9 protein-coding genes are annotated in these 11,406 nt (G+C 73.0%); 3 read left to right on the top strand and 6 right to left on the bottom strand.

Features of this window, described 5'->3' with window-relative positions:
* Positions 1-67 precede the first annotated feature (67 nt).
* The 4 genes from glpK to mmuM all read right to left on the bottom strand — a co-directional run bounded on the left by glpK (position 68) and on the right by mmuM (position 4,674).
* On the bottom strand, positions 68-1,588 hold the full coding sequence (gene glpK, locus ACWDD9_RS35985; RefSeq protein ID WP_049657375.1) for a glycerol kinase GlpK: 1,521 nt from the start codon (positions 1,586-1,588) through the stop codon (positions 68-70).
* A gap of 97 nt (positions 1,589-1,685) precedes the next feature.
* On the bottom strand, positions 1,686-2,405 hold the full coding sequence (locus tag ACWDD9_RS35980) for an MIP/aquaporin family protein (RefSeq protein WP_234348595.1): 720 nt from the start codon (positions 2,403-2,405) through the stop codon (positions 1,686-1,688).
* Between the two features lie 323 nt (positions 2,406-2,728).
* Positions 2,729-3,493, bottom strand: a complete 765-nt coding sequence (locus tag ACWDD9_RS35975; RefSeq protein WP_049657378.1) for an IclR family transcriptional regulator — start codon at positions 3,491-3,493, stop codon at positions 2,729-2,731.
* Between the two features lie 236 nt (positions 3,494-3,729).
* Positions 3,730-4,674, bottom strand: a complete 945-nt coding sequence (mmuM, locus tag ACWDD9_RS35970; protein WP_074006349.1) for a homocysteine S-methyltransferase — start codon at positions 4,672-4,674, stop codon at positions 3,730-3,732.
* 215 nt (positions 4,675-4,889) lie between these two features.
* Here mmuM and ACWDD9_RS35965 point away from each other — a divergent pair, with 215 nt between their 5' ends.
* From ACWDD9_RS35965 to ACWDD9_RS35955, 3 genes are all read left to right on the top strand, one after another.
* Positions 4,890-5,822, top strand: a complete 933-nt coding sequence (locus ACWDD9_RS35965; RefSeq protein WP_449813931.1) for an NUDIX hydrolase — start codon at positions 4,890-4,892, stop codon at positions 5,820-5,822.
* Positions 5,823-5,873: 51 nt separating this feature from the next.
* Positions 5,874-6,440: an NUDIX domain-containing protein gene (locus ACWDD9_RS35960; protein WP_117492414.1), complete on the top strand. Its 567-nt coding sequence runs from the start codon at positions 5,874-5,876 to the stop codon at positions 6,438-6,440.
* Positions 6,441-6,558: 118 nt separating this feature from the next.
* On the top strand, positions 6,559-8,577 hold the full coding sequence (locus tag ACWDD9_RS35955; RefSeq protein WP_074006346.1) for an acetoacetate--CoA ligase: 2,019 nt from the start codon (positions 6,559-6,561) through the stop codon (positions 8,575-8,577).
* A gap of 92 nt (positions 8,578-8,669) precedes the next feature.
* On the opposite strand, the gene ptsP is transcribed toward ACWDD9_RS35955, so the two are convergent.
* Both ptsP and ACWDD9_RS35945 read right to left on the bottom strand, forming a co-directional pair.
* Positions 8,670-10,340 (bottom strand): phosphoenolpyruvate--protein phosphotransferase, encoded by a 1,671-nt coding sequence (ptsP, locus tag ACWDD9_RS35950; RefSeq protein WP_449813930.1) that lies wholly within the window; start codon positions 10,338-10,340, stop codon positions 8,670-8,672.
* A 97-nt stretch (positions 10,341-10,437) separates the two neighbouring features.
* The gene (locus tag ACWDD9_RS35945; protein ID WP_049657699.1) at positions 10,438-10,887 is read right to left on the bottom strand and encodes a PTS sugar transporter subunit IIA; all 450 of its coding nucleotides are present in this window, start codon (positions 10,885-10,887) and stop codon (positions 10,438-10,440) included.
* Positions 10,888-11,406 lie beyond the last annotated feature (519 nt).

The following is an 11,406-nucleotide window of genomic DNA, read 5'->3' as shown; positions in this document are numbered from 1 at the left end:
CGCGGTGACACCCGCTGCCGGAACGGCGGGCGGCCGGTCGGGGCACGGGGCCCCGACCGGCTGTCGGTCAGTTGTTCTCTTCTTCCTCCACCCAGCCCATGGTGCGCTCCACGGCCTTGAGCCACTTCTTGTACTCACGCTCCCGGGTGGCCTCGTCCATGCGGGGGGTCCACTCGGCGGCGCGGTGCCAGTTGGCCCGCAGGGTGTCGAGGTCGTTCCAGAAGCCGACGGCGAGTCCGGCCGCGTAGGCGGCGCCGAGGGCGGTGGTCTCGGCCACGTAGGGCCGCTCGACCGGGGCGTCCAGGACGTCGGCGATGTTCTGCATGAGCAGGTTGTTGCTGGTCATGCCGCCGTCGACCTTGAGGGCGGTGAGCTCGACCCCGGAGTCCTTCTGCATGGCGTCGACGACCTCGCGGGTCTGCCAGGCGGTGGCCTCCAGGACGGCCCGGGCCAGGTGGCCCTTGGTGACGTACCGGGTCAGACCGGCGATCACACCGCGGGCGTCGGAGCGCCAGTACGGGGCGAACAGGCCGGAGAAGGCCGGGACGAAGTAGGCGCCGCCGTTGTCCTCGACGGTGTTGGCGAGGGTCTCGATCTCGGCGGCGGTCGAGATGATGCCGAGCTGGTCGCGCAGCCACTGGACGAGCGAGCCGGTGACGGCGATCGAGCCTTCCAGGGCGTACACCGGGGCCTGGTCGCCGATCCGGTAGCCGACGGTGGTCAGCAGGCCGTGGTACGAGTTGACGATCTTCTCGCCGGTGTTCAGCAGGAGGAAGGTGCCGGTGCCGTAGGTGGACTTGGCCTCGCCCTCGTCGAAGCAGGTCTGGCCGAACAGCGCGGCCTGCTGGTCGCCGAGCGCGGAGGCGACCGGGACGCCGGCCAGGTCGCCGACGGCCTCGCCGTACACCTCGGCGGAGGAGCGGATCTCCGGCAGGACGGACATCGGGACGCCCATCGACTCGGCGATCTTGTCGTCCCACTGCAGGGTGTGCAGGTTCATCAGCATGGTGCGGCTGGCGTTGGTGACGTCCGTGACGTGCTTGCCGCCGTCGACACCGCCGGTGAGGTTCCAGATCACCCAGGTGTCCATGGTGCCGAACAGGATGTCGCCGGCCTCGGCGCGCTCGCGCAGGCCCTCGACGTTGTCCAGCAGCCAGCGGATCTTCGGGCCGGCGAAGTAGCTGGCCAGCGGGAGGCCGGTCTCGCGGCGGAAGCGGTCCTGGCCGACGTTGCGGCCCAGCTCGCGGCAGAGGCCCTCGGTGCGGGTGTCCTGCCACACCAGCGCGTTGTGCACGGGCTCGCCGGTGTTCTTGTCCCACAGGACGGTGGTCTCGCGCTGGTTGGTGATGCCGATCGCGCGGATGTCGTCCTTGGTCAGGCCGGCCTTCTCCAGCGCGCCGCGGACGACCGACTGCACCCGGGTCCAGATCTCGGCGGCGTCGTGCTCGACGTAGCCGGGCTGGGGGAAGATCTGCCGGTGCTCCTGCTGGTCGACGGCGACGATCCGGCCGTCGGCGCCGAAGATGATGCAGCGGCTGGAGGTGGTGCCCTGGTCGATCGCGGCGATGTAGTTACCGGTGGAGGTCATGGGGAGGGTCCTCGGCTCGGGTTCGGGGGTTACGGGGTGGGTGGGCCTGACGCGTCGGTCGGTCAGTCCCCGTGTGCGGCGGGGTCGAACCCGTCCTTTAGAAGATGGCGTTGTAGAGGCCGCCGGCCGCGAGTCCGCCCAGGATCGGGCCGACGACCGGGATCCAGGCGTACGACCAGTCGGAGCCGCCCTTGTTCGGGATCGGCAGCAGGGCGTGCGCGATGCGCGGGCCGAGGTCACGGGCCGGGTTGATCGCGTAGCCGGTCGGGCCGCCCAGCGAGAGGCCGATGCCGACGACGGTGAAGGCGACCATCAGGGTGCCGGTGCCGGACTGGGAGAGGCCGCTGTTGGTGCCGATGGTGAGGATCGCGAAGCAGAGCACGAAGGTGCCGATGACCTCGGTGATCACGTTCTGGACCGGGTTCCGGATCTCGGGGCCGGTCGAGAAGATGCCGAGGGTGGGCTCCTTGTTCGCGTTGAACTGGCCCAGGTAGGTGGCCCAGACCAGGACGGCGCCGATGATCGCGCCGAGCAGCTGGGAGCCGAGGTAGAGCGGCACCTGGCTCCACTCGCCGCTCTTGACCGCGAGGGCGATGGTGACGGCCGGGTTGAGGTGGGCACCGGACTTCGGGGCCGACATGTAGGCGGCGATGAGGACCGCGAATCCCCAGCCGAAGGTGATCGCCAGCCAGCCGGCGTTGACGGCCTTCGACTTCTTGAGGGTCACGGCGGCGCAGACGCCACCGCCGAGAAGTATCAGGGCGGCGGTGCCGAGGGTTTCGCCGACGAAGACGTCGCCGTTGGAGAACGCGGACACAAAGACTCCCTTGTCCATATGGCCCGGAGGGTGGGTGGGGGCAGGCGGCCGGTCGATCGTTGTGCGGGTGAGCGCACTGTGGGAGTGATCTCTCCGGCCATCGTTCGACAATGTCGACCGTCATGCGGAAGCTTCCTCCCCAGGTCGCCCCCACGTCAAGGCAGGGTTACGGAGCTGTGACCCTGACCCCGACAGGTCCGTCGACGTTACCGAGCGGAGCGCCCCGAAACAGGACAAAACGCCAGAGGCGCGGACAGGCCTCCGCCCGTCCGCGCCTCAGCGTGACGAATCGACGGCCCTCCGCGAGCCGCCCGTGGATGTGCTCAGAACCGCCCGGCGCCCAGGTCGCGGGAGATCGCCCGCGCCGCGCTGCGCACCGAGGCCACCAGCGAGGGCTTCACGAAGCCGTCCTCGCAGACCCGCTCGACCGCCCCGCTGATGCAGACCGCGCCCACCGGGTTGCGCCGCCGGTCCTGGATCAGCGCGCCGATCGAGGCCACGCCCTCCCAGGTCTCCTCGATCGAGTCCGCCCAGCCGCGCTCCCGGACCAGCGCGCACTCGGCGTCCACGTCGGCCGCCTCGGTCAGCGTCCGCACGGTGTACGACTCGTACGGGCCGTCGCCCAACTCGCCGCGCGCGACCGGGTCGTAGGACACCAGCACCTTGCCCAGGGCGGTGCTGTGCAGCGGCTGCATGGAGCCCACCTCCAGCACTTGCCGGGTGTCGTCCGGCCGGAACACGTGGTGCACGATCAGCACGCCCTGCTGGTGCAGCACGCCCAGGTAGACCGTCTCCCCGGCCGCCCGGGCCAGGTCGTCCGCCCACACCAGCGCCCGCGCCCGCAGCTCGTGCACGTCCAGGTAGCTCTGGCCCAGCCGCAGCAGCTCGGCGCCCAGCTGGTACTTGCCGGTCTCCGGGTCCTGCTCGACGAACCCCTCCTGCTGCAGCGTGCGCAGGATGCCGTGCGCCGTGCCCTTGGCCAGGTCCAGTGCCGTCGAGACCTCGGACAGGCCGAGCCGGCGCTCGCCGCCGGCCAGCAGGCGCATGATCGCGGCGGCCCGGGAAAGCGACTGGATCGGGCCGGGCATGGGAACCTCCGCGCTGACAGGCGGTCGACATTGTCGACCACAGTGGTGACGGGACGAGTCTGCCAGGCCGCCCTGACTCCGTGCACCTTCCCCCCGGGTAACCCGCCCTCGACCCCGTGTTCACCTGCCGTGCGCCCAGGTCCGGGCCGGGGCGTGCACACGTGACCCCGCGCCGGTCCTCACCGCCCCGCGCCGGTCCTCACCGCCCCGCGCCGGGCCTCACCCCGCCCGCGAGGTCAGCCCACCGCCTCCGCGCACTGCGCCCGCAGCACCGTCACCTCCGCCGCCAGCGCCGCGATCCCGTCCGTCCCGACCCGGCAGCAGCCGCCCACCAGCCGCGCGCCGTCCGCGAGCCAGCCGCCCACCCGGGCCGAGCGGAAGGTCGGCTCGCCGCGCCAGCCCCGGCGGCCGGCGTCCCAGCTCTCCCCGCTGTTCGGGTAGACCACCACCGGCTTCCCGGTCACCTCGGCGGCCACCGCCACCGCCCGGTCCGCGTCCTGCGGCGTGCAGCAGTTGACGCCCACCGCGACCACCTCGTCCACGTCGGCGGCCAGCGCGAACGCCTCCGCCAGCGGCTGTCCGGCCCTGGTCCGGTCGCCCTCGATGCTGTACGACAGCCAGGCCGGCACCCCAAGCCCGCGCACCAGCCCCAGCAGCGCCCGCGCCTCGTCCACGTCCGGCACCGTCTCCAGCGCCAGCACGTCCGGCCGGGCCGCCGCCAGCACCTCCAACCGCGGCCGGTGGAAGTCCGCCAGCTCCGCGACGCCCAGCCCGTACCGGCCCCGGTACTCCGAGCCGTCCGCCAGCACCGCCCCGTACGGGCCCACCGAGGCCGCCACCCAGCGCCGCCGCCCGCCCGGCTCCGGGCGCGCCGCCTCCCGGGCCAGCTCCACGCTGCTCGCCAGCAGCCGGGCGGCCTGCGCCCGGCCGACCCCGCGGCGCGCGAAGCCCTCGAAGCTCGCCTGGTAGCTCGCGGTTATCGCGACGTCGGCGCCCGCCGCGAAGTACGCCCGGTGCGCCGCCACCACCGCCTGCGGGTCGTCCGCCAGCAGCCGCGCCGACCAGAGCCCGTCCGAGAGGTCGTGCCCGGCCGCCGCCAACTGGTTCGACATCCCTCCGTCGAGCACCAGCGGACCGGCGGCCAGCGCGGCGGCGAAGTCCGGCGGGGGAGCAGTGGGCATGGCGTCCTCCTCGGGCAGAGTTCCTGGTCACAGCCTAGAGGCGGAGACCCCCGCCGGGCAGGAAAACCATTTGCCGCCGGGGAACGCACTCGCTACGTTGTGCTCAGCCCGAGAAGAACGGCCTGATCACAACGGCCGGAACAGACCTCGGACGACGATCCAGCACCGGCACGGCAGGCCCGGTGGCACCGGCGACGACGGAAAGGAGCCCGGCGATGGCAGCGGACGACCAGCCGCCCCCCACCGGGCCCCGAGCCGAGGAGGAGTGGCTCGCCGCGTACGACCCGCGCGCCTACACCCCGGTCGCCGTCACCGTGGACGTGGTCGCCCTGACCTTGCGCCACGGCGGCCTGCACGTCCTGCTCGTCGAACGCGGCGCCCCGCCCTACCAGGGCTGCTGGGCGCTGCCCGGTGGCTTCCTGCGCGCTGGCGAGGAGGGCCTGGACGAGGCCGCCGCCCGCGAGCTCGCCGAGGAGACGGGCCTGCAGAGCGCCTCCGAAGCCGAGACCAGGCTCTGCCGCCTCCACCTGGAGCAACTCGGCACCTACGGCACCCCCGAGCGGGATCCGCGGATGCACGTCGTCTCGGTCGCCTACCTCGCCTTCGCCCCAGACCTGCCCGACCCCCAGGCCGGAACGGACGCCGCGGCCGCCGCCTGGCACCCCGTCTCCGACCTGGACCTCCGGCCCTGCGGCCGGTCCCGAACCGCCGGTGTGCCCGCCGACACCCACGGGGGTGGCGTCGACGGGCGCACCGGCCCCGGCCCGCTCACGCTGGCCTTCGACCACGCCCGCATCCTCGCCGACGGCCTCGACCGGGTGCGCGCCAAACTCGAGTACAGCCCGCTGGCCACCGCCTTCCTGCCGTACGACTTCACCATCCCCGACCTCCGCGCCGTCTACGAGGCGGTCTGGGACGAGAAGCTCCACCCCGGCAACTTCCACCGCAAGGTGCTGTCCGTGCCCGGCTTCGTCGAGAGCACCGGCACCACCACCGAGCGCGGCGGAGCCCGCGGCGGCCCCCGCGCCCGCACCTACCACGCCGGCGACGCCCGTCTGCTGCACCCCGCGCTGCTCCGCCCCGCCCGCGAAGGCACGGCCGACGACGACGCGACCGACAGCACGGCCGACGACGCGGGCTCCCACTGAGGGTCTGCGGCCCCCGGCGGCACCGTCGGCCGACCGGGCTACCATCCGGCCATGACCACTGACGAAGCGACGACCGCCGACGAAGCCCAGCAGACCGCCCACCGGCCCTTCTCGCACTGCCACTTCTGCGGTACGCCCTACCCGGTCGACACCCGCGCCTGGCCGCGTACCTGCCCCGGCTGCGCCGAGATCAGCTACCGCAACCCGCTGCCCGTCGCGATCACCGTTCTCCCCGTCACCCGCCCCGACGCCGACCCGGCCCTGGTCGTCATCCGTCGCACCATCGAGCCCGGCTACGGCGAACTCGCCTTCCCCGGCGGCTACATGGACTACGGCGAGAGCTGGCAGCAGGCCTGCGTGCGCGAGCTGCACGAGGAGACCGGCATCACCGCCGACCCGGCGGAGGTCACCCTGATCCACACCGCCTCCGACCCCGACGGCCGCTTCGTGATGCTCTGCGGACTGCTCCCGGCCCGCCCGCTCGCCGACCTCCCGCCCTCGCGCCCCACCGACGAGACCGACGGCTGGCTGCTCGCCACCGCCGAAACCCCGCTCGTCTGGGACTTCCACAACGGCGTCCTGCGCCGCTGGTTCAGCGGCGAGTTCACCCCCCGCTGACCCACCGGCCGACCCTGGCGCGGCGGGCGATCACATGGCATGGTCTGCACCGACAGCCCAACCGGACGGGTCTGCCACGAGCGCTCCCGTCCCCACCACCGGCCGGGAGACCACCACCGTGAGCACCCCACCGCAGGACCAGCCGCTCTGGCGCCCCAACCCCGCTCGCGCCGCCGCCACCACCCTGGTGGCCTTCCAGGCCTGGGCCGCCGAACACCACGGCGCCCCGGCCGCCCCGCTCGCCCCGGCCGCCGACGACCAGCAGGCCGCCGAGCGCTACGCGGACCTGCACGCCTGGTCCACCGAGGACCTCGACCGGTTCTGGACCGCGATCACCCAGTGGTTCGACGTCCGCTTCACCCGGGCCCCCGAAGCCGTCCTCGCCGACGCCGCCATGCCCGGCGCCCGCTGGTTCCCCGGCGCCCGCCTCAACTACGCCGAGCACGCCCTGCGCGCCGCCGACGACCCGGCCAACGCCGACCGCCCCGCGATCCTCCACCTCGACGAGACCACCGAGCAGCCGGCCGTCCTCACCTGGTCCGAGCTCCGCCGCCAGGTCGGCTCGCTCGCCGCCGCCCTGCGCGCCCGCGGCATCGGCCCCGGCGACCGGGTCAGCGCCTACCTGCCCAACGTCCCGCAGGCCGCCGTCGCCCTGCTCGCCACCGCCGCCGTCGGCGCGGTCTGGACCAGCTGCGCCCCCGACTTCGGCGCCCGCAGCGTCCTCGACCGCCTCCAGCAGATCGAGCCCGCCGTCCTCTTCGCCATCGACGGCTACCACTACGGCGGCAAGGACCACGACCGCACCGAGGTCGTCGCCGAGCTGCGCCGCGAACTCCCCAGCCTGCACACCGTCGTGCACGTCCCGCTGCTCGGCGCCCCCGCCCCCGAGGGCGCCCTGCACTGGGACGACCTGGTCGCCGACGACGTGGAGCCGGTCTTCGAGCCCGTCCCCTTCGACCACCCGCTCTGGGTCCTCTACTCCTCCGGCACCACCGGCCTGCCCAAGGCCATCGTCCAGAGCCAGGGCGGCATCCTGCTCGAACACCTCAAGCAGGCCGGCCTCCACCTCGACCTCGGCCCCCGGGACCGCTTCCTCTGGTACACCTCCACCGGCTGGATGATGTGGAACTTCCTGCTGGCCGGCCTCCTCGTCGGGTCCACGATCGTCACCTACGACGGCAGCCCGGGCCACCCCGACACCGGCGCCCTCTGGTCCGTGGCCGCCCGCACCGGCGCCACCGTCCTCGGCACCTCCGCCGCCTACGTGATCGCCAGCCGCAAGGCCGAGCTCCACCCCGGCCGCGACCTCGACCTCTCCGCCGTGCGCTGCATCGGCACCACCGGCTCCCCGCTCCCGCCGGACGGCTTCCGCTGGATCTACCAGGAGGTCAAGGAGGACGTCTGGCTCGCCTCCGTCAGCGGCGGCACCGACGTCTGCTCCTGCTTCGTCGGCGGCGTCCCCACCCTCCCGGTGCACCTCGGCGAGATCCAGGCCCCCTGCCTCGGCGCGGCCGTCGAGTCCTGGGACGTCCAGGGCCACCCGCACACCGACACCGTCGGCGAACTCGTCGTCACCAAGCCCATCCCCTCGATGCCCACCGGCTTCTGGAACGACCCCGAGGGCACCCGCTACCACGACAGCTACTTCGACATGTACCCCGGCGTCTGGCGCCACGGCGACTGGATCACCGTCACCTCCCGGGGCACCGTCGTGATCCACGGCCGCTCCGACTCCACCCTCAACCGCCAGGGCGTCCGGATGGGCTCCTCGGACATCTACGAGGTCGTCGAGCGCCTCCCCGAGATCGCCGAGTCCCTGGTCATCGGCCTGGAGGAGCCCGACGGCGGCTACTGGATGCCGCTGTTCGTCGTCCTCGCCCCCGGTGCGGAGCTGAACGACGACCTGATCGGCCGCATCCGCACCTCGCTGCGCACCGAGCTCTCCCCGCGCCACGTGCCCGACGAGGTCATCGCCGTCGACGGCCTCCCGCACACCCTCACCGGCAAGCGGATCGAGGTCCCGGTCAAGCGCATCCTCTCCGGCACCCCGCTGGAGCAGGCCGTCAACCCCGGCTCCGTCGACCGCATCGAGCACCTGCGCTTCTTCGAGCGGCTCCGCCTCGACCGCCAGGCCTGACCGGCCCTGACCGGCCCCGGGGCACACGAAAGGGGCGCCCCACCGTCCTGGTGGGAGCGCCCCTTCTCATGCCGCTATGTCGGCTGCTCGCCCTACTCGCCGGAGAGCACCTGCTGCGCGGCGGCCCGCGCCTCCTCGGCGCTGTCCGCGGCCCGGGCCGCCTCGGCCGCCCGGCGGCACTGCGCCAGCGTGTACTTGGCGAGCGTGGTCCGCACGTAGGGGATCGAGGCCGCGCCCATCGACAGGCTGGTGACGCCCAGACCGGTCAGCACCACGGCCAGCAGCGGGTCGGCGGCCGCCTCGCCGCAGACCCCGCAGCTCTTGCCGCTCACCCGCGCGGCGTCGGCCGCCGCGGCGACCAGGTCCAGCAGGGCCGGCTGCCACGGGTCCTGGAGCCGGGCCAGCGCACCGACCTGACGGTCGGCCGCGAAGGTGTACTGCGCGAGGTCGTTGGTCCCCAGCGACAGGAACTCGACCTCCTGGAGGATCGACCTGGCGCGCAGCGCGGCCGACGGGATCTCCACCATCGCGCCGAACTTGGCGTCCAGCCCGGCCTCCCGGCACGCGGCCGCGAAGTCCTTGGCGTCCTTGCGGTCGGCCACCATCGGGGCCATCACCTCGAGGTGCACCGGCAGGCCCTCGGCCGCCTTGGCCAGCGACCGGAGCTGGGTCCGCAGCACCTCGGGGTGCTCGAGCAGGGTGCGCAGACCGCGCACGCCCAGCGCCGGGTTCGGCTCGTCGGCCGGGGTCAGGAAGTCCAGCGGCTTGTCCGCGCCGGCGTCCAGCACCCGGACCACGACCCGGCCCTCGGGGAAGGCCTCCAGCACCTTGCGGTACGCCTCGCCCTGCTTCTCGGCGCTGGGCGCCTTCGCCGAGTCGTCCAGGAACAGGAACTCGGTGCGGAACAGGCCGACGCCCTCGGCGCCGTTCTCCAGCGCGGCCGGCACGTCGGCCGGGCCGCCCACGTTGGCGAGCAGCGGCACCCGGTGACCGTCCGAGGTCTGCCCCGGGCCGGAGGAGGCGGCCAGCGCGGCCTTGCGCGCGGCGGCGGCCGCCCGCAGCTCGTCCTGCTTCTCCTGGGACGGCTCCAGCAGGACATCACCGGAGCTGCCGTCCACCGCGACGACGGTGCCCTCGGCGACCTCGATCGCGCCGGGCAGCGCCACGACGGCGGGCACGCCCATCGCCCGGGCCAGGATGGCGCTGTGGCTGGTCGGCCCGCCCTCCTCGGTCACGAAGCCGAGCACCAGCGTCGGGTCGAGCAGCGCGGTGTCGGCCGGCGCCAGGTCCCGCGCGAACAGCACGTACGGCTCGTCGCTGTCCGGCACGCCCGGCATCGGCACGCCGAGCAGCCGGGCCACGATCCGGTTGCGCACGTCGTCCAGGTCGGCGACCCGCCCGGCCAGGTACTCCCCGGCGGAGGCGAGCAGCGCCCGGTAGGCCGCGAACGCGTCGTAGACGCCGCGCTCGGCGCTGCTGCCGACGGCGATCCGGCGGGACACGTCGGCCATCAGCTCGGGGTCCTGCGCCATCAGCGCCTGGGCCTCCAGCACGGCCTGGGCCTCGCCGCCCGCGAGGTTGCCGCGCGCGACGAGGTCGGCGGCGACCGCCTCGACGGCGGCCTGGGCGCGGGCCTGCTCGCGCGGGGCGTCCTCGGTCGGGATCTGGGTGGCCGGGGGCTCCAGCACCGCCGTCCCCATGTGCCGCACCTGGCCGATCGCGACCCCGTGGCTCACGCCCACGCCGCGCAGCGTCTTCTCCATGTCACTGTCTCCGCTGAGATGAGCGGCCCCGCCGGGAACCGCTGTGTGTGGGGGCCGCCCCGTCATCTCGTCCGGGGCGGGTGTCGGAAGGAAGGGGTCAGCTCCAGCTGAACAGCTGCTCGCCGGCCTTGGCCTCGCCGTCCTCCCGCAGGTCGCCGAGCGAGTCGGCGGTGGCCTCCAGTGCCACGATCGGCGAGATCGGCGACTTGCCGGCGGCCTCGACGGCGGCCGGGTCCCACTTGATGACGGCCTGACCACGGGTCACCGTGTCGCCCTTGTTGACGAGCAGTTCGAAGCCCTCGCCGTTGAGCTGAACGGTGTCGATCCCGAGGTGGGTCAGCACACCGTGGCCCTCGGCGTCCACGACGACGAACGCGTGCGGGTGCATGGAGACGACGACACCGTCCACCGGAGCGACCGCCGTGGTCTGCTCGCGGACGGGGTCGACCGCGGTGCCCGGGCCGACCATCGCACCAGAGAACACCGGGTCGGGCACGCCCGCGAGCCCCACGATCTTGCCGGTCAGCGGCGACGTCACAGTGGTCATGGTTGTGCCTCCCAAGTGCAGTACAGCGAGCGGCCGCGAGGAGCGGCGCGACGATCAACTGAAGCCTAATTCATGTCAACTTCGGACAACTGCTGACATTCCCGGGCGAAGACCCCGCCCTTGCCTACCTAGCCGGCCGGCGACTCACCGGCCCGCTAGTGGTCTAGTCCTCTGGCCGATGCGCCGCACTCTACAGGCATCTTGGCGAATCGAGACCATTGCTGTATATGCTCGCGAGAGCAACAAATCATGCCGCCGTCCGAGCGACCCCGGGTGCGCCCCGGTTCGCGCTCCGGCTGCCGACCCGCTATGGTTGGGCGAGTCGCCGCAACTCGGCGGTTAACGCCAGATTTCAGATGCAAAAACCCCCGGTAAACGGAACGGAAAGCATCTGGTAAGCTGGAAACACGAAAGAACGAAGCCTGGAGGGTCCGCTGGAAGGCGGTCCGAAGGAAGCGTCCGTTCCTTGAGAACTCAACAGCGTGCCAAAAGTCAACGCCAGATATGTTGACATCCCCG

The organism is Kitasatospora sp. NPDC001119 (assembly GCF_053598475.1).
Note: the sequence above shows the minus strand (reverse complement) of the source record. Positions and strands in the feature narration are given on the sequence as shown.